This window comes from Pseudozobellia sp. WGM2, assembly GCF_017810075.1.
Classification (GTDB): Bacteria; Bacteroidota; Bacteroidia; order Flavobacteriales; family Flavobacteriaceae; genus JADNYK01.
Genome location: NZ_JADNYK010000002.1, coordinates 253,084 through 272,482, shown reverse-complemented (window position 1 = coordinate 272,482; position 19,399 = coordinate 253,084). Strand labels below are relative to the sequence as shown.

Genomic DNA, 19,399 nt, shown 5'->3' with positions numbered 1-19,399 from the left:
TAGGGATTACAAAAAGCTTTCCTATTTTTGCGCATCATCAAAAATTGGGATGAATAAATTTTAGAAAATAGTTACTTATGAAAAATATAGTTTGGGCAGTTTTGGTTTTGGCATTTGTTTCCTGTAAACAAGAAAAAATCGGATTCGTTGATAATGTAAGGTTGATGGAGGAGTATCAAGAAAAAATTGATATTGAAGCTGACTTCAAGACTAAAGTCGATGCCTTGGCAAAAAAGAGAGATAGTATTTCTCAAACTTTCCAGATGGAGGCACAGGCATTTCAAGAAAAGGCTCAAAAAATGTCTCAACAAAAAGCACAAGAAGAATATGGCCAAATGCAGCAGAAGGGTCAGTTAATCGGTCAACAGCTTCAGCAAGAAGATCAACAATTGCAGGCTTTGGGCCAAACGGAAATGGATAGTGTGGTGAGCAAGGTGAAAAAAGAGATAAAAGCTTATGGAGAAGCTAACGGGTATACTTATATACTAGGTGGTGGTGATGGCGGTAGTGTTCTTTACGGTACAGATGCCAATGACCTTACCGATGAAATTGTAAAACTACTTAACGATAAGTACAAGAAATAGTCTACTTCACTGTAGAGATCGAATCCCGATAAGAAAAATCTTGTCGGGATTTTTTTATTGAAGCAAGTAGACTAGAAAAATAGCAGGTATAAAGTACACGGCTATAGTCTTCGCTCCCTCATAATCTTTTGCCATGCGTTGGCCAAACAACAGCATTAAGAGCGTAATACAAGAAAATATCGCCCCATATAATGCAAAGGTGGTTTTTCCTAAAACTATAATTTCATAAAGGCCCACGGCACAAAACACACCGGAAACCACTTCGATTAGTAAAATAGTAGTTAGAAGAAAGGGTACCAAAGTTTGCAACGGTGTATTTGCAAAATGTTCTTTAAGCCATGAAACGTTTCCTTTCCAATCGAAAATTTTATCGATTCCACTTTGAATAAAGGTGATGATTAAAAAAAGAAGGAGAAGAATTTGTGCTGCAAAATCGGTTAAATTTTCCATGGTCAAGGTTTTGTTTAAAATTAAGTAAACCTAAAGCAATGTTCACAACACTTTCTAGGGGGGTCAGGCTGCTTTTTTGTGCAATAGGCGCGTCAATCGAATAGAAAGATCGGTCAATATTATTTTAGAATTGCCATTACGCTCGATGTGGTATATAGCGTCTTCCAGTTCTTGTACAATAGTAACGATGTTGTTCTCATGTATAAACGGAGCAAACTTTTGCAGTTGAAAACCTTCGACATGAATTCTCATAAAGGCCAATTGATCTACATTGTAATTGATAAGTAGTGCTTGTCTCATAACGGCAAGGCAATAATTCAAAAACTTCTTCTGTGTTTCTCGGCCCGTTTTTGAGACTTCATCGCTCCATAAAATTAGTTCGTGAATGGCACTTTTATTTCCCTTGGCCTTGAATGCGCTTCTTACCCACTGAACGAACCATTTCTCGAAAACCAAATCTTCAGAATCGTTGTTCATTAGGTCTAAAGCCTTATTAAAGTTTCCATCGGCTTCATGGGCTATGCGCATGGCTTCTTCTCGAGAGAGTCCCTTTGCTATTAAAGCGTCGGCCATGGCGTCTTCCGCCAAAGGCGGAAAGTGTAATACTTGACATCGCGAACGAATCGTTTGTATTATTTGTTCTTCATCTTCGGCAATAAGTAGAAAAACAGTTTTGTTGGGAGGTTCCTCAATAAGCTTTAATAACTTATTCGCCGCTGCATTGTTCATCTTATCGGCCATCCAAATAAGCATTACCTTATAACCGCCCTCATAAGATTTTAAACTCAATTTTTTAACGACATCCAAAGCTTCGTCAACACCGATCTGACCTTGCTTTTTTTCAATTCCTATGAGTCGGTACCAGTCGAAGAGGTTGCCGTAAGGCTGCTCTTTAAAAAACTGCCGCCACTCTTCCATATAATGGTCGCTAACGGCATGGCTTTTTACCTTGTCAGAGTTCGAAACAGGAAATGCGAAATGCATATCGGGGTGAGAGAGCGAGCCGAACTTCATGTTGCACGATTGATTGTCACCTGTATTTTCGCCGCCATGGTTTCCACAGATAATGTATTGCGCATACGCCATGGCCATAGGTAGGGTGCCACAACCTTCAGGGCCAACAAACAATTGAGCATGGGGTATGCGTCCGGCATCGGCGCTCGTGGCGAGATGATTTTTGATATGATTTAATCCTAAAATATCCTTGAACAACATGCTTCAAAGATAGTTTTTTTAGGCAAGTCGGTGGAGATGGTCTATTCTTAAAAGCCCTACAACTTCAGTTTTCAAAACAAATTTTAACACGATAACGCAACAGAGTCTTGCTTTCTGGTTCAAAAGTCTTATTCATACGACCTTACTCTTGCGCCTTTTTATTTACATTTGCGATTCTCAAAAACCTTATTCATGAAAACAATCGACGATTTTGATTTTGAAAATAAAAAGGCACTTATACGCGTAGACTTCAATGTTCCGCTGAATGAAACATTCGAGGTTACTGATGCCAATAGAATAGAGGCGGCAAAGCCGACGATTATAAAAGTATTGGAAGACGGTGGAAGCGCTGTTTTAATGAGCCATTTGGGAAGACCCAAAGGCCAAAAAAACGCTGACCTATCGCTACAGCATATCGCTAAAAAGGTGTCTGATGTAATTGGCGTAAGCGTTAAGTTTATCGAAGATTGTGTTGGTCAGGTTGCCGAAGATGCCGTTGCGGCCTTAAAGCGGGGTGAAGTTTTATTACTTGAAAATCTTAGGTTTCATGCAGAAGAAGAAAAAGGCGATGAAGCTTTTGCCGAACAGTTATCAAAATTAGGAGATGTTTATGTAAACGATGCTTTCGGTACTGCTCATAGAGCCCACGCTTCGACCACGATAGTCGCTCAATTTTTTCCGGACAATAAATGTTTCGGATATCTGTTGGCCAAAGAGATTGAAGCTATCGAGAAAGTGATGCGCACAGGTGAAAAGCCCGTATTGGCAATTTTGGGCGGAGCTAAAGTTTCTTCTAAGATCACCATTATCGAAAACATTCTTGACAAAGTAGACCACTTGATTGTTGGTGGGGGAATGACCTATACGTTTATTAAAGCGCAAGGTGGCAAAGTCGGTGATTCAATTTGCGAAGACGATAAAATGGACCTGGCCATGAATATTTTAAAACAAGCGAAAGAAAAAGGGGTGCAGGTACATATACCTGTAGATGTTTTGGCAGCCAATGATTTCGCCAATGATGCCGAGACCAAAGTGGTAGATGTAAATGAAATACCTGATGGATGGCAAGGATTGGATGCAGGCCCAAAGACCTTGGAGAACTTTAAAGAAGTAATTTTAAAGGCCAAGACTATTTTGTGGAACGGCCCTGTGGGCGTTTTCGAAATGGAAAGTTTTGCCAAGGGCACAATTGCAGTTGGAAATTTTATTGATGAGGCCACTCAAAACGGTGCATTTTCACTGGTAGGTGGAGGAGATTCCGTAGCTGCTGTAAAGCAGTTCGGTTTTGAGAAAAAGGTTAGTTACGTTTCAACAGGTGGTGGCGCAATGTTAGAAAGTTTAGAGGGCAAGACCCTTCCGGGTATTGCTGCAATAATCGGATAATAAGCCCGTTATCGATAAACGGAGGTAATTATAATAAAGTGTTTTAACTGGTCAAAATTTTATTTTCCCAGAAAAATATGCGATTTTAGTGGGTATGCGGTTGGCCGCCCTACTAGAATCGCATTAATGTTATTTCCTGTTACACACGAATATCTATGATTAGAAAACGATATGATTTTTTCGTACTGCTCGCAGGCGCTTTTTTCTTTTTACCACTGGCGGCCCAGCAGAAAGACTCTTTACTTACGGTACAGAAAGATTCTTTATTGGCCTTAAAGCAAGAGGTTGGTAACGACACCTTGGCGATGGACATGAACGGCGTAGAACAGATGGAGCAAATGGTTTCAGACTCTACGGAGCTTGCAGATATGAGCCTGTCACTTATAATCGATAAGGTTAGTAGTAAATACAATTTACTTGACCATAGCGATGCCGCGCGTTACGATAGCCTTTGGATGAAAGAGCTGGCTAAGAACGCTTCTTTGTCAGATGAAATGTTCCGGGAAGTGGAAGGGTTGGACTATCAAAAAACATATCCCACATCATTACCGACAGATACTTTAAAAGCCAGATTGGCGAGGCTCAACGCGAAGACCCCGTTTAATGTGGAATATAATCCTTCGTTAGAAAATGTTATCAAGTCATTTCTTTTTAGAAAGCGCGATTTGATGGAAAAAATGTTGACGGCAAGTCAGTTCTACTTTCCTCTATTTGAACAAGAGCTTGACAATTACGACATTCCGCTCGAAATGAAATACCTCTCAATCGTGGAGTCGGCACTCAACCCTCGGGCACGTTCAAGGGTGGGGGCAACAGGTCTTTGGCAATTTATGTACGGTACGGGCAAGCAATATAAACTTAGCGTTTCTAGTTATGTAGATGAACGTAGCGACCCTATCAAATCGACAACTGCGGCATGTCAGTTTCTTTCAAAACTTTATGAAATTTATGGCGATTGGGATTTGGCCTTGGCGGCATATAACTCAGGCCCCGGTAATGTGAACAAAGCTATCAGGAGGTCTGGGGGGCAAAAAAATTACTGGAATCTTCGACGATTTTTACCTCGGGAAACCGCAGGTTATGTTCCTGCATTTTTGGCGACCATGTACCTGTTTGAATATGCTGAAGAGCACGGTATCAAAGGTAAGAAAATCGAGCGGCCATATTTCGAAACCGACACGGTTCATGTAAAGGCGCTCATAACATTTGATCAGATTGCCGAATTGGTGCAAGTAAGTAAAGAAGAACTTAGGTTGTTGAATCCTTCTTATAAATTGAATGTGGTACCTTTTGTGGAAGGAAAAACGCATGCCTTAAGACTGCCAAAAGATGCAGTCGGAAAGTTTGTAGCGAACGAGGAGGCTATTTACAACCATGTTAAAAAAGAGCTGGAGAGCAAAGAAAGTCCTTTACCGCAATTGGTAAAGGAGGCAGAGCAAGATAGAATTCGTTATAAAGTTAGAAGTGGAGATTTTTTGGGTAAAATCGCCGAGCGATATGGGGTAGGCGTAAGTCAGATTAAAAGATGGAACGGTCTAAGCAGTAATGATCTTCGCATCGGGCAGAGGCTAACTATTTTTCCTAGAAAAAGACCTAGTACAGATGTGGCAAGCGCTTCTAAGTCGGTCGCGCAGCAATCTTTTCCTCCCGGCACAAAGACCCATACCGTAAGGAGTGGAGACTCTTTATGGACCATCTCTAAAAAATATCCTGGAATTACTGTGGATAATTTACGAAAATGGAACGGTATTAGTGGTAAAAACCTAAAACCAGGCACAAAACTTAAATTGTGCGAATGTTCATCGTAAACCAATTACCACAATGAAACACACAGGAACACTTTTTTTACTGCTCACATTACTATTCTCATCTTGTAAAGAATCTAAAGAACAAAGCTATTTACCTTCTTCTGTAGGCGCCATCAACTCTCTGGTAGTAGTTACGGAAAACGCTTTGTGGCAAGGGCACATTGGCGACAGCATACGCAAGCATTTTGCCGCACCTATCGTCGGTATGCCTATGGACGAGCCCCTGTTCAGTATCGACCAGATCGACCCTAAATTTTTTACCGGATCTATTCGAAATACAAGATCTCTACTGTATGTAATGAAAGACAGTTTGAATATCGCTCATGTAAAGAAAGATATGTACGCATCACCGCAAAGGGTAGGCGTTATCAAGGGCACTACCGAAGATGAGATATTACAGAATATTGACGAGAAGGCAGATGAAATAATCACATCTTTTAGAGATATGGAAATTGAAGCCGCTCAGCGGCGTTTTGAGCGCTCTTTAAACAAAGAGAGTGTCTTGGGCGATAAATTCGGGATAACGCTTAAAATACCCTCTATATATAAGGTAGGCAAGCAAGAAGATAACTTTGTTTGGATCGATAGAGAAATTCAAAAGGGAACGGCGAATATTATAGTATATGCAATGCCGGGCAATAGTTTCGATGATGAAGAAACTTTAGTAAAAGATATAGTTGCCATGCGTGATTCTATTGGTGAAAAATATATTCCCGGAACAACTGTGCCAGGTAAAGTGACGCATATGCGTACAGAGCCTGCCTATGCGCCAGCTATTTTTCCGACCGAGATTTCCGGATTGAAGGGGGTAGAAGTTCGTGGTATTTGGGACATTAAGAACTATCCCATGGCAGGGCCATTTTTGACCTATATACTTAACGATAAAGAGAACGATAGAAAATTGGTACTGGAAGGCTTCGTATTTGCCCCTGCAACAGAAAAGCGAAACGATATGTTCGAGCTTGAGGCCATTCTTAAAACCTTACGGTTCGGCCAAGTGGAGAATTAATCAAAGAACTATACAACAGTAATAAAATAAAGGCGCCCATCGATATCGATGGGCGCCTTAGTTTGGTTGGAGATTGACTTTAAAACGCAAAGCCTGTAGAGACTCTATAAATGAACGCGTACATAACTATTAATAGTAAAGCAAAACAAAACCATGAATAGACTTTAAAATACTTCTTTAATAATCTATAGGTCCAATCTTTAAAAGCCTCAAAATAAATCTCCTTAACAAGTAAAACTTTCCTCATACCTTCAATTTTAATATCCAAGACAAAGTTGCGAACTCTTAAGGGAAGCCACACATATTTTGGATGAAGTGCACGTGATTCTAGATGGAGGAGATGTCTTATTGTCAACTTTCGACAATCAGTTTGTTTTCTTCGATATATCGCTCATTGAGCTGACACTCTCTCAATAACTCAAACCTTCGATTGATAAATTCTTATAAAAATCAAAAAACCGCTACTTATAAAGCAGCGGTTTCAAATTATGTTGGTTTTATTAGACTTACATTTTTACGATTATAAATTCAGAACGCCTGTTAAGTACATGTTCGGTTTCTGTACAACTTACTGTACCATTACACTTGTTGATCAATCTACTTTCACCGTATCCTGTGGCACTTTCGATTCTATCGGCTTCAATACCCTGTGAAATAATATAATCTCTTGTTGATTTAGCTCGTTTATCAGAGAGGTATTCATTGTAAACCCTACTACCCCTTGAGTCGGTATGGGATTCTATTTTAATGACCATACCAGGGTACTCTTTCATTACGCTGACCAATTTATCTAACTCTTTAGAAGCATCGGTACGTATGTACGATTTATCAAAGTCGAAATAAATCATTTCGGTCTTAATTTTCTTGATGCCATATTCAAGGGCAATCATTTCTTCAAGACGTTTTAGGGCGATATCAACTTCAATACGCTCATTTTCGGTTGTCGCTATAGGCATTTCATTTTCTACAAACTTGTCTTTAACTGTCCTAAGCGTGTATTTAGTAGAACTATCTAAATCTTCGAAAACAAAGCTACCGTCATCTTCGGTCACCATTTCTTTAAGCTTTATGCCGTTTTCATCAAGTAATTGAACCAGAGCTTGTGGCATTATATCACCAGATGTCAATTCGGTAACCACACCCGCAATGGCATTTTCAATAACAGGTATTTCTTCTATCGTTAACCTTTTAAATGAATATATATCGTCATCCCCTTTTCCTCCTTCTCGGTTAGAAGCGAAAAACCCTTGCTGATTCTCTTCGTTGACAATATATGAGAAGTCATCTTTATTACTATTGATCGGTTTGCCCAAGTTTTTCACTTCTTGAAACCCTAGTTCTTCGTCATACTCGGAAGCATAAACATCTAAGCCCCCTATCCCGGCATGTCCATCCGAAGAAAAGTATAATTTTTTTCCGTTAAAGAATGGAAACATTTCTCTGTGCTCGGTATTTATTTCTTTACCCAAGTTTCGCGGTTCGGAAAAACTACCATCTTCCAGAACATCGACAACGAATAGATCGGTTTGGCCCAAACTGCCCGGCATATCTGAGACAAAATACAATTGTTTGCCATCAGGACTCAAAGCCGGGTGGCCCGTAGAATAATTATCACTATTAAATGATACTTCAACAGCTTCCGTCCACTCATCACCTTCTTTAACAGATTTATATATTTTCAAATGATTTACCCCCTTCTTATCTCGCTTGAGCTTTTTGCCGTAATTGTTTCGGGTAAAATACATGGTCTTGTTATCGGGTGAAAAACTGACCGATGCCTCATGATACTTGGTGTTTATTTCTTTTGAGAATTTAATAGCATTCTTTAAATCTTCAGATTCTTCATTAATTTTTGCCACATATAAATCAAGAAAGGGCTGGTTGTTCCACTTATATTTTCGAGTAGTCAAAAATGACGAATCTTTGGCCGATGCAAAAACTACTTGACTAGAGTCTAAGAACATGGGCGAGAAATCGGAATATTTTGTGTTGATAGCCAAATTCTTAAGTTCATACTCTTGGTCTGAGGTAAGAATATTATCAAGGGCGATCTCATTGCGAGGGCGAACATTTTCAGAGCTGACATTATCTTTCATCTTTTTATTATAAAGCTTCATCAACCTTTTGGAGCGGGCATATTTACCTGTTCCCTTTAGAGAATGTGAGTATTTGAAAATATTGTCGGTAGACATATCTTTTCCATAATTTTCATAAAGAACGTTATACCATTCGTAGGCCTTTTCCATATTGGTATTGAAGTAATAGGCATCAGCAGCTTTTTGAATAATATCTTTAGAGTAAAATTTATCACCTTTAGACAAGGCTTGCTCATAGAGCTCGGCAGCTTCTACGTACCACATTTTATCAAAATAATGATCCGCTTTTTGAATCAGTTTACTTTTGTTAGTGGTTTCATTGATAGTGCGTTTGATAATCGGTTCTTCAACCTCGTCATCCTCGAACATATTTGAGGGCTCTAATGGCTCTTCTTTATTTGAATCGGTAGATTCGATAGCCTCGAGTGCGATGTCATTTCCCCCAATATCCATGCTATTCTCGACCTCGAGAATCCACATATCTCCCGAATATTTTCCATCTAGTTTTGAAACGCAGGCGTCGACCGCTTCAAGACCGAAAGGATAATAATCTAAATAGATATAATTAAGTCCGTTATTCTTGTTGGTTATTGAGCCCGCATTGTCAAACCCTTGACGATTCAATTTTTTAATGGTTCGCTTAAGGTTTTTAGACTTGCTGAACACCCCTGTAACGATATAATAACCATTTTCTACACCTTCTAACCCACTGAAACTTCGGTAAGCTATTTCATTTTTTTCCGCAGCCTCTTCAAAAGTGTCGCTAATAGCAACAGGCGGGGAATCATAAGATGTAATCATAGATGCGCTAGGAGAATCTGTTTGCTCCGATTCAAAACTAAGGTCTTGAAAATCTTGCGCATAGAGCCCTAAACAAAAGAGCAAGATGTAAGTGGTAAAGAGTTTTTTCATGATTTGGGGTGTTAGAAAAATCTAGGGGATTTCAATCTGTTAAGCCTCGATATGAATTGATATCGAAGAAATATTTCATGGGTTCCTGAATTATAATTATTTAGGTCGCTTGTGGTGTAATCGTAGGCATAGCCAATATTAAATTGGGGCGAAATCTGAAGACCAAAAATGCCAGCGACAGAATCGTTCCATCTATAATTAACGCCTAGATTTAGCTTTTCGTATAAAAGGAAATTACCAGAGACATCAACGGAAACGGGTGCTCCGATAACTTGTTTTACGTAAAAAGAGGGTTTGAATTTTAATGATTCGTTCAAATCAATAACATAACCACCAATCACGTTAAAATGTACTTCTTCATCGGCCCTTCTTTCAATTTCACTGTCAAAATGCTCTGATGGAAATAGATTAGGCACGGAAAGACCAAAATACGCCTTGTCGGAATAGAAAAATGCACCTACACCCACTGAAGGCAATACTTTGCCATTTATATTTTCATTAAAAGCAATATCATCTTGCTCACGTCTTATACCTTTTGAGAAATCAAGACTGAACAAACGCACTCCTGCTTTTAAACCTAGACTCAAACGATGACCCTTTCTATTCAACACCAACTGGTGGGCATAATTTCCATCAATATAAGTTTCAGTGGCAGGCCCCAATTCATCTTGAATAATGGAGAGTCCTAGTCCATCAAACTTGCCGACAGGAGTGTCCATACCGAACGTTATGGTTTGAGGCGATCCTTCTATACCCTGCCACTGGCTTCGATAGAGGGTGAGCATTGTCAAATGGCCTCGCGAACCTGCGTAACCGGGGTTTACGGTAAGTGGGTTGTATTGGTATTGAGTGTACTGTGGGTCTTGTTGACCAAATGAGGCCGTCGACGCAAAAAGCACACAGGCTAAAATTTTATATATACTAAATGGTTTCATGCCAATTTTCTTATCTACTGATGTACAGCCAACCTGATTTAGGTGTTGTGCTACCGTCGCCTGGATCTAGTGTATAGTAATATGTACCGACCGGTAGTTTTTCAGTCGAGTTCAATGTTGATTTATTAATCGACTTACCATCCCAACTGTTATCATATCCATTCATTGAGAATACCATGGCACCCCATCTGTTGTAAACCGAAATTGTGTTGTTCGGAAATTGTTCGATACATTCGATATAGAAAATATCGTTGGTGCCGTCATCATTCGGTGAAAATTCATTGTAAACGGTCAAACATTGTGACTGAGTAATTTCGGGAGTTGCTTCGGCTCTGTCATTCGAAGTGTTGGGGTCAATCTGATCAACATACATTAATTCTGCAATGTTCGTGTATTGCCCATTTTCATTGACTGTCACGGTCATCTCTAAAGTTGCAGTCTGATCAATCTCGATTGCAGGAATATCCCAAGAGAAAATACTTTCGTCATATTGACCTAAATCGGAAGTATGAGACACTAGAGTATATCCGCTCGGCAAAACATCTTCTATACCAACATTGGTTGCCACATATTCGCTATTATTGGTCACCGTTACAGTAAACACAACGGTATCACCATAAAAAGTCTGATCTTTGTTCACTATTTTGGCAACTTCTAAGTCTACCGTAGGAGCGTCAATCGTATAGTTTGTTTCATCATCTTCACTTTGGTCGCCATCATCATTGTTTGGCGTAGAATCAGGATCAAATTGGTCCATCGCCATAACTTGGGCGGTGTTATCATATTCGCCAATTGCATTCGTCGGTGCATTCAACGTTACTTCATAACTCACGGTTTGGCTTCCCACTGCTAATGTAGCGATAGGCCAGGTAATGGTATTTCCGGAAACGACCCCAAAGTTATTTACCGTACCCAATGTATAACCAACGGGCAACACATCTTCTATGGAGACATTGGTAGCGATGCCAGGACCGTCATTGGTTACCGTCACTTCAAATGTGACCGTATCGCCTGCATTTGGTGTTGGGTTTGATGCCGCACTTAAATTTTTCGACAAGCTTAAATCCGCTGGAATCAATACAATTTCAGCATTGTCTTCGTCATCTTCGCTTTGATCACCATCGTCATTATCCGGACTAGAATCCGGGTCTAATTGGTCAACTGCCGTAACTTGTACCGAGTTGAAATATTCGCCATCGGTATTCGTAGGCACATTGATAGTCACTTCAAAAGTTACCGTTTCGCTCGTACCACTAGGTACTGTAAGTCCGTTCCAGCTGATGGTATTTCCAGTTTGGATTCCTCCATTGTTAATGGTCGTTACCGTAAATCCGGAAGGCACATAGTTTTCAAGTGCAATGCCCGTAGCATCATCGGTGCTGTTATTGATAATCTCAATGGAGAAAGTTAACGTATCACCAGGGTTTCCAGAATCTGGGTTTACCGTATTCACAATTTCCAAATCCGAAGATTGTAAACGCATGGAAACCGCATCCTCATCATCTTCACTCTGATCACCATCGTCATTATTCGGTGCAGAATCTGGGTCATACTGATCAACAGTTGTCACCTGAACCGTATTTAAATATTCGTCTGCTACGTTCGTGGGATTATTTACCGTAGCTTCATAAGTTAATGTCGTTGTTGTACCATTGGGAATAGTCAACCCTGACCAGGTGATGTTATTTCCACTTTGCGTACCCGCATCGTTTACCGTAGTTACGGTAAAACCAACCGGAACTATATTTTCTAGGGAAACGTTCGTAGCATCGTCCGGACCACTGTTTTGAACGGTTACCGTTAACACCACTGTGTCGCCTGGGTTTCCGCTAGATTGAGAGATGGTATTCGTTACTTCTAGATCTGCCACTTGTGGAACCACTTCAGCAGAAGCCTCATCATCTTCACTTTGGTCGCCATCATCGTTATTTGGCGTAGAATCAGGATCGTAATTGGTTGCCGAAGTCACCTGCGCGATATTCAAATATTCGTTAGGTGTAGCTGTTGGGGCATTTACCGAAGCAGAAATATCGACAGCTACTGAACTTCCATTGGTCAATGCGGGCAACGTCCAATCTCCCGAAACCGCATCATACGTTCCATTACCGGCGCCACTGGTATCACCTGTATAAGTGTATCCCGAAGGAAGCAGATCATTTATAACCGTTCCGCCGATATCATCACTGGGCCCGTCATTATAAGCCGTCAACGTAAATGTTACCGTATCGCCCACATTAGGCGCAGCATCATCTACTATTTTTTCAATCCGAATATCGGAAGTCGCATTCACCGTAATCGTAACGCTGTCTGTATTTTCACAACTGTTGCCATCGGTACCGATTACGGTATATGTTGTTGTTGCCAACGGATACACCGTATCACCATCGGTTACGCCATTATCCCACACATACGAAGTAGCTCCTGAACCCGTCAAAGTAACCGGTTCTCCTGCGTTTATAGTTGTGTTAGTCGCATTTGCCACTACATTTGGCAACGGATGGATCGTTAAGGAAACCGCTGTTCTATTGAAACTTGTACAAGCCGAAGTATCGTCACTGCTTTCTGCATAATAAGTGACATTGCCCACCGTATCAAGAATTGGGGTGGCTACAATAGTACCGCCAGTTGGGGCATTGTACCAAACTATACTTGATCCCGCAGGCGCAGTTGCCGTAGCGGTCAAAGTCTGTGTCGGGTTGGCATCACATTCAACCTGATCACCTCCGCTAATAGGGTCTGCCGGAGTTGCTTCAATGGTCAAAGAAACAGCTGTTCTGGTGCTACTGATACAGTTGGTTACGTTTTCTACACTTTCCGCATAGAAAATAATTGTGCCTACAATAGATAAAGAGGGGTCACCAACAACACTGCCGCCTGTTGGCGCATCGTACCAAACTACAGTGGCATCTGTGGGAGGCGTGGCCGTTGCGGTCAATGTTTGAATCGGATTTTGCTCACATTCCGTTTGATCACCTCCGCTGATTGGTGCATCGACAACAGGACAACTACAATCTGGAGCCGTAACAGCTAATGTTTGCGTACAGGCATTTGGTGCCGTGACCGTTAGCGTAATATTGTTTCCGGCAGTAACTCCTGAAATCGTCCAGTTATTTCCACCATTGTCTACTACTGTACCTTCGGTAGAAGTCACTGTGCCTTCACTCACATCAACAGAAACCGAATAGGTCAATAGATCAGGAGCACAGGTTGCCGCAGTTGAAACCGTAATATCCGGTGTATCTTCAATGGTTAAGCTCACCGGTGTTCTGGAAAAACTGGCACAAGAAGTTGAATTATTTTCACTCTCAGCAAAGTACGTAACAGAACCTACCATGTTCAATGTTGGGCTGGCTACAACGTTTCCACCAGTAGCCGCATCATACCAAACTATACTTGAACCGGTAGGTGCAGTTGCGGTAGCGGTCAAGGTCTGAATAGGGCTCTGCTCACATTCCGTTTGGTCTCCTCCGCTAACGGGCACACTTGGTGCAGGCTCAATAGTTAGGGAAACTGCCGTTCTCGTCAAACTCGTACAAGAAGTCGTACTGTTTTCACTCTGTGCATAGTAGGTCGAAGTTCCAACAGTGTTATGGGTTGGGCTAGCAACAATATTTCCTCCCGTAGGAGCGTCATACCATATCAAGGTTGAACCTGCTGGTGCAGTTGCCGTAGCGGTCAATGTTTGAATCGGGTTTTGTTCACATTCCGTTTGGTCACCTCCACTTGTTGGGGCAGTTGGCGCTGCATCGATAGTTAAAACAACCGCCGTTCTAGTGCCACTCACACAGTTGGTCACGTTATCACGACTCTCCGCATAATAGGTTGCTGACCCCGTTGTACTCAAAGAAGGGTCCGTAACTACGCTGCCACCGGTTGGCGCATCGTACCATACCACAGTTGCATCTGCAGGTGGAGTTGCCGTAGCGGTCAATGTTTGAATAGGATTTTGTTCGCATTCCGTTTGGTCGCCTCCACTTGTAGGAGCGGCAACTATCGGGCAACTACAGTCGGGTGCCGTAATATCCAAAGTTTGGGTACATGCATTTGGTGCCGTAACCGTTAATGTAATATCGTTACCTGAAGTAATACCCGAAATGGTCCAGTTATTACCTCCATTGTCTACTACCATACCTTCGGTAGATGTCACCATGCCTTCGCTGACATCAACAGAAACCGAATAGGTCAATAGATCAGGAGCACAGCTTGCCGCAGTTGAAACCGTAATATCCGGTGTATTTTGAATGGTTAAGCTCACCGGAGTTCTAGTGAAACTAGCGCAAGAACTACTATTATCACTACTTTCCGCGAAATAGGTCACCGTTCCAACTGAATTTAAGTTTGGACTAGCAACGATATTACCACCCGAAGCAGCATCGTACCAGACCACACTAGAGCCAGATGGCGCCGTGGCTGTAGCGGTTAGCGTTTGAATTGGGTTCTGCTCACATTCTGTTTGGTCACCCCCACTTGTTGGCGCGGTTGGTGCGGCATCAATGGTTAAATTCACAGCAGTTCTTGAGTGGCTTACACAATTGGTACTATTATTTTCACTTTCCGCATAATAGGTTACAGTGCCGACGGTATTTAAAGTCGGACTGGCCACAATGTTTCCGCCAGTAGCCGAATCGTACCAAGTAACAGAAGTTCCTGGTGCGCTAGAGGCAGTGGCGATCAAGGTTTGAATCGGATTCTGTTCGCACTCTGTTTGGTCGCCTGCACTGGTAGGAGCCGTTGGAGCCGGTTGAATCGTTAGGTTAACAGCTGTTCTTGTTGTACTTGTACAACCATTTACATCATCAACACTTTCGGCATAATAGGTGGTTGATCCAACTGTATTCCATGTCGGGCTCGAAACCACATTTCCACCTGTTGGTGTATCGTACCATACCACACTTGCTCCTGCAGGAGCAGTTGCCGTCGCCGTCAAAGTTTGAATCGGGTTCTGCTCACATTCTGTCTGGTCGCCTCCACTTGTGGGAGCATTTACCGTTGGGCAAGCACAATTTGGCGCATTGATGTTGATAACATCCGTACACGAATTTGCATCTGTAACGGTCACCGTTATATCATTTCCGGAAGGTATTGCAGAAATCGTCCAGTTATTTCCTCCGTTATCGGTTACCGTACCTTCGCTTGAAGTTACCGTACCTCTATCCACATCTACGGAAACCGAATAGGTCGTAAGGTCAGCGGAACAGGTTTGCGAACTAGGTGTAACCGCAATTGTTGGGTTGGGGTTCATGGTTAGAGTCACAGGCGTTCTCGTTTCGCTCACACAACCACTACTAGTAGTTCTGCTTTCCGCATAGTAGGTTACGGTTCCGATGGTATTCAAGGTCGGACTTCCCACCATACTGCCGCCCGTGACAGTTGTATACCATACTACGGTAGAACCGGATGGTGCGGTTGCGGTGGCGGTCATGGTTTGTGTAGGGTTTTGCTCGCATTCCGTTTGATCTCCACCACTTGTTGGCGCCACCGGAATAGCATCTATAGTTAAGGTTACCGGAGTTCTTGAAAATGAAGGACAGGAGGTAGTGTTGTTTTGACTTTCGGCATAATAAGTAATTGAGCCTACAGTGCTCCAATCAGGGCTGGCCACAATATTACCTGCTGTAGGAGCGTCATACCAAACAAGGGTTGAACCACCGGGAGCTGTTGCTGTGGCGGTCAAGGTTTGAATCGGATTCTGTTCGCATTCTGTTTGGTCACCTCCACTTATCGGAGCCGTTGGCGCGGCCTGAATTGTAAGTGAGACGGCTGTTCTGGTTAAACTGGGGCAACCTGTTGCAGTATCTTGACTTTCGGCATAATAAATTTCAGTTCCCAAAGAACTCCAATCCGGATTGGCCACCAAATTACCACCGGTTGGCGCATCGTACCATACCAAAGTTGAACCAGAAGGCACCGTTGCTGTTGCCGTTAAGGTCTGAATGGGATTTTCTTCACATTCGGTTTGGTCGCCACCACTTATCGGAGCAGCTGGTGCAGATTGAATCGTTAGGGTAATCGCGGTTCTACCAGTACTTCGGCATCCGTTTACGGTATCACTACTTTCTGCATAATACGTTTCAGTACCAACAGTATTTAATGAGGGGTCAGTAACGACATTACCTCCTGTGAGAGCATCATACCAAATAACGCTTGCCCCTGAAGGTGGTGTGGCGGTAGCTGTTAAGGTTTGAATCGGATTTTGCTCACATTCTGTTTGATCACCTCCACTTGTAGGAGTCGCAGGGGCAGGGTTTACTGTAAGCGAAGCTGTGTTCGATATAGCATTTGCGCAACCACCCCCAAACCCTTGGGCAACCAATCGATATTGGTTTCGCGGGGGGTTACCTGTAATTGTCAAGGTGTTGGTATTTGCATTGCTATAAATAGCGTCATCTGTAATGTTGTCCCAACTAGACCCATTGAAATACTGCCACTGAAAACCAGAAGTATTTGAGGCATCTGCAGTAAAAGTAGCCGTACCTCCATCACACATCTCTTGATTTGTAGGTTGAGTCGTGATTACAGGCGGATTATGTACTATTATAGTCAACCTTCTTCTCGGCCCCTCACAGTTTGCGGAAGATGTGGTTTGAGAAACCCAATATGAGGTGGTGCCTGCAGAAGAAGTACTAGGTACGGTTGTACCAGGCACTATGTTGCCACCTGTTTCCGCATCATACCACGTGGGGTTAGAACCTGATTGAATATAATCGTCAAGTTGTTGTGCCGAATCACCTATACAGTAATTTACGGTATCTTGAACTAGGGTCGGTGCAGTCGGCAGGTCATAAACTACAACGTCTATCTGGGTTCTTTCGCTCTCACAACCTGTACTATCATCAATTTGACTTACATAATATGCAGTTGTACCTGCGGCGGACGTACTTGGAGTAGGTGCGGTATTACTTGCAGTGCCACCCGATGCCGCAGTATACCATTGTAAGGTATGATTTGATAATTCAGATGCAGTTAAGGGGCCTGCTGTTTCACCGATGCAATACTCTACTGGAGAATCTGCGGCGGGAGGAGCTGGTCTTGGTATTTGGTATAAGTTTATAGATAGAAAGTCTTCACTAGAACAACCATTGGAATTTTGAGAATAAACTAAGAAATTCCGAAAAAAATCTGGACTGGCCGGCGGAGTGTACGTTGTTGTATTTGATGCAACTAAATCCCCATCATTATTATACCAATTGGCCGATTCGCCCGCAGCGGTGTCGACTGTTACGGTCATGGTAGGTACTGCTTCACCTTCGCAATAAATATACTCGTCTGAACCAGACGGGGGGTCTACGTCGTTTTCAACTGTTATATTAAATGACCTATCCGTAAAATTACCTGCGGCATCTCTTACGGTATACTCTATTGTGGTAGTGCCCACATCAAATTGGTCACCGCTATTTAGCCCTGTTCCATCACTTCGGAACATAACATATTCCGCTAAATCGCAATCTGTATTGTTTACATTGGTTACAATAGTACCTGGTATTAGCAAATCATCTAGATAAGCCTCTAGACCGGTTCCAAAAGGCCTGGTAGCTGAATAGCTAATCTCTAGCTGATAATTACCGGTAAGATTAAATGGAATAATTTCTTGCTGAACACCAGTGTCTGTATAGACCTCAGTATAATAATCAGAAACGACGACATTTCCATTTTCGTCTAAGACGTCTAGATGGATGGAAGGATTGTCATTTAGTGCATTGATACTATGAAAGAATGTAATTTCTCCAAAACCGTTGAAATAGAATACGGGAGTAGTCAAATAACTTGTAAAACCTGGAATACTGGATATTGAAGTAGTTCTCAGGTTTCTGGTCCCGTTGATTTCACCATTGTTGCTAATAGTGCTTCGTGTAAATGTGTAGCACTGATTGATGGCAGATTCAAAATCTTGCAAAACAGGTGCTTCGCCCTCTCCAGCGGGGCAGTTATCAGAGACAGTTGGCTCTGCCCATGAATGGGGTGCCGTACAAGTATTAGGGTCAGCAGTTAAGGTTACATCACTAGGAAAAGTGTCAAAAACAGGATTTTCGCTATCTTCTACCGTTACATTAAATGAACAGGTAGCAATATTACCCGATGCATCTTCCGCCCGGTAAACTACTGCGGTTGTTCCTGGCAAGAAAGAATCACCTGGGCTATAATTACTGGTTACATTAATAGCATCAGCAGAAGCAGTTGGAGGCGTCCAAGTTACTGTGGCCCCACAAACCCCTGGGGTATAAGAAGCGTTAACATCGCTAGGAGGACAATTCGAAAAACTTGGAGGTAAGGCCGGTAAGGCAATATCTAACACCGACTCAGTATCGAAATGCGAGAGTGAGACTTCATGGTTCTCATTTGGGGAGAAACTTGTAAAGCTTGCCATTATTGAAAACCCAATAAGCAGTTTGAGTAAGCTTTGCATAGGCGTATTAGAACTTTCGATAGACCAATGTTTCTTCCAAGAAGAGTTTGATACTACCTTAATTATTGTATTAGCTAACGCAAAGGTTGCCAAAACTATATGCGAGCTAAGATTTTATGTTGTGAAACCAATAGAATTTGTAGTGTGGTGAGGAAGAATTGATGGCAAAAGAGTTGTTGAGTTCAATAAACATCAGCTCCAAAGCCCTTAAAATGGATAAATTTTCGTCAGAAAAATACCAAAAGGTTTGTCAAATTTTATCTTCTAGATACAAAAAAACCCTTGCCATCGATGGCAAGGGTTTTTTGAGTGTCGGAATTTTTAATACCTTATTCTTTTTTGTCTTCTAATTGATCGTCTTCTTTAGAAGCATCTTTAAATTCTTTTATTCCACTTCCAAGGCCACGCATTAGTTCAGGAATCTTTTTTCCTCCAAACAATAGAAGTACCACTAATACAACAATGGCAATTTGCCATGGACCTATAGCTAAGAAAATCTGTAACGCTGTCATAATTTCCATCTTAATTGAACAACAAATGTAATAAAAAACTAAGAATGGCGGTGTTAATCTTATTACAATGATTGGTAATTTCATTTGAACG

The 19,399-nt window shown here is 41.9% G+C and carries 11 protein-coding genes; 4 read left to right on the top strand and 7 right to left on the bottom strand.

Features of this window, described 5'->3' with window-relative positions:
• Positions 1 to 77 precede the first annotated feature (77 nt).
• A complete protein-coding gene (locus tag IV512_RS04835; RefSeq protein WP_209401206.1) occupies positions 78 to 584 on the top strand; it encodes an OmpH family outer membrane protein in 507 nt (168 codons plus the stop codon).
• Positions 585 to 638: 54 nt separating this feature from the next.
• On the opposite strand, the gene IV512_RS04830 is transcribed toward IV512_RS04835, so the two are convergent.
• Entirely contained in the window at positions 639 to 1,034 is a 396-nt protein-coding gene (locus IV512_RS04830; protein WP_209401205.1) for a DoxX family membrane protein, read from the bottom strand.
• A gap of 63 nt (positions 1,035 to 1,097) precedes the next feature.
• A complete protein-coding gene (locus IV512_RS04825) occupies positions 1,098 to 2,249 on the bottom strand; it encodes an ATP-binding protein (protein ID WP_100870322.1) in 1,152 nt (383 codons plus the stop codon).
• Between the two features lie 192 nt (positions 2,250 to 2,441).
• Between IV512_RS04825 and pgk the strand changes: the two genes are divergently transcribed.
• From pgk to IV512_RS04810, 3 genes are all read left to right on the top strand, one after another.
• Positions 2,442 to 3,632 (top strand): phosphoglycerate kinase, encoded by a 1,191-nt coding sequence (pgk, locus tag IV512_RS04820; protein ID WP_209401203.1) that lies wholly within the window; start codon positions 2,442 to 2,444, stop codon positions 3,630 to 3,632.
• 155 nt (positions 3,633 to 3,787) lie between these two features.
• Complete coding sequence (locus IV512_RS04815; protein WP_209401201.1) at positions 3,788 to 5,440, top strand: LysM peptidoglycan-binding domain-containing protein; 1,653 nt, start codon at positions 3,788 to 3,790, stop codon at positions 5,438 to 5,440.
• Positions 5,441 to 5,453: 13 nt separating this feature from the next.
• Positions 5,454 to 6,449, top strand: a complete 996-nt coding sequence (locus IV512_RS04810; RefSeq protein ID WP_209401199.1) for a DUF4837 family protein — start codon at positions 5,454 to 5,456, stop codon at positions 6,447 to 6,449.
• 79 nt (positions 6,450 to 6,528) lie between these two features.
• Here IV512_RS04810 and IV512_RS20015 read toward each other — a convergent pair whose 3' ends face one another.
• The 5 genes from IV512_RS20015 to tatA form a co-directional block, all read right to left on the bottom strand.
• On the bottom strand, positions 6,529 to 6,696 hold the full coding sequence (locus IV512_RS20015) for a DUF6747 family protein (protein ID WP_371743258.1): 168 nt from the start codon (positions 6,694 to 6,696) through the stop codon (positions 6,529 to 6,531).
• Positions 6,697 to 6,955: 259 nt separating this feature from the next.
• A complete protein-coding gene (locus IV512_RS04805; RefSeq protein WP_245224676.1) occupies positions 6,956 to 9,457 on the bottom strand; it encodes an OmpA family protein in 2,502 nt (833 codons plus the stop codon).
• An 11-nt stretch (positions 9,458 to 9,468) separates the two neighbouring features.
• The gene (locus IV512_RS04800; protein WP_209401198.1) at positions 9,469 to 10,392 is read right to left on the bottom strand and encodes a type IX secretion system membrane protein PorP/SprF; all 924 of its coding nucleotides are present in this window, start codon (positions 10,390 to 10,392) and stop codon (positions 9,469 to 9,471) included.
• 10 nt (positions 10,393 to 10,402) lie between these two features.
• Entirely contained in the window at positions 10,403 to 18,796 is an 8,394-nt protein-coding gene (locus IV512_RS04795; protein WP_209401197.1) for a gliding motility-associated C-terminal domain-containing protein, read from the bottom strand.
• 329 nt (positions 18,797 to 19,125) lie between these two features.
• Entirely contained in the window at positions 19,126 to 19,308 is a 183-nt protein-coding gene (tatA, locus tag IV512_RS04790) for a twin-arginine translocase TatA/TatE family subunit (protein WP_100872276.1), read from the bottom strand.
• Positions 19,309 to 19,399: the final 91 nt, after the last annotated feature.

Excerpts from the sequence above, each read along its gene's own strand:
- IV512_RS04830 (WP_209401205.1), bottom strand. The coding sequence starts at position 1,034 with ATGGAAAATTTAACCGATTTTGCAGCACAAATTCTTCTCCTTCTTTTT.
- IV512_RS04800 (WP_209401198.1), bottom strand. The coding sequence starts at position 10,392 with ATGAAACCATTTAGTATATATAAAATTTTAGCCTGTGTGCTTTTTGCG.
- tatA (WP_100872276.1), bottom strand. The coding sequence starts at position 19,308 with ATGACAGCGTTACAGATTTTCTTAGCTATAGGTCCATGGCAAATTGCC.
- IV512_RS04825 (WP_100870322.1), bottom strand. The coding sequence starts at position 2,249 with ATGTTGTTCAAGGATATTTTAGGATTAAATCATATCAAAAATCATCTC.
- IV512_RS04795 (WP_209401197.1), bottom strand. The coding sequence starts at position 18,796 with ATGCAAAGCTTACTCAAACTGCTTATTGGGTTTTCAATAATGGCAAGC.
- IV512_RS20015 (WP_371743258.1), bottom strand. The coding sequence starts at position 6,696 with ATGAGGAAAGTTTTACTTGTTAAGGAGATTTATTTTGAGGCTTTTAAA.
- IV512_RS04805 (WP_245224676.1), bottom strand. The coding sequence starts at position 9,457 with ATGAAAAAACTCTTTACCACTTACATCTTGCTCTTTTGTTTAGGGCTC.
- IV512_RS04835 (WP_209401206.1), top strand. The coding sequence starts at position 78 with ATGAAAAATATAGTTTGGGCAGTTTTGGTTTTGGCATTTGTTTCCTGT.
- IV512_RS04810 (WP_209401199.1), top strand. The coding sequence starts at position 5,454 with ATGAAACACACAGGAACACTTTTTTTACTGCTCACATTACTATTCTCA.
- IV512_RS04815 (WP_209401201.1), top strand. The coding sequence starts at position 3,788 with ATGATTAGAAAACGATATGATTTTTTCGTACTGCTCGCAGGCGCTTTT.
- pgk (WP_209401203.1), top strand. The coding sequence starts at position 2,442 with ATGAAAACAATCGACGATTTTGATTTTGAAAATAAAAAGGCACTTATA.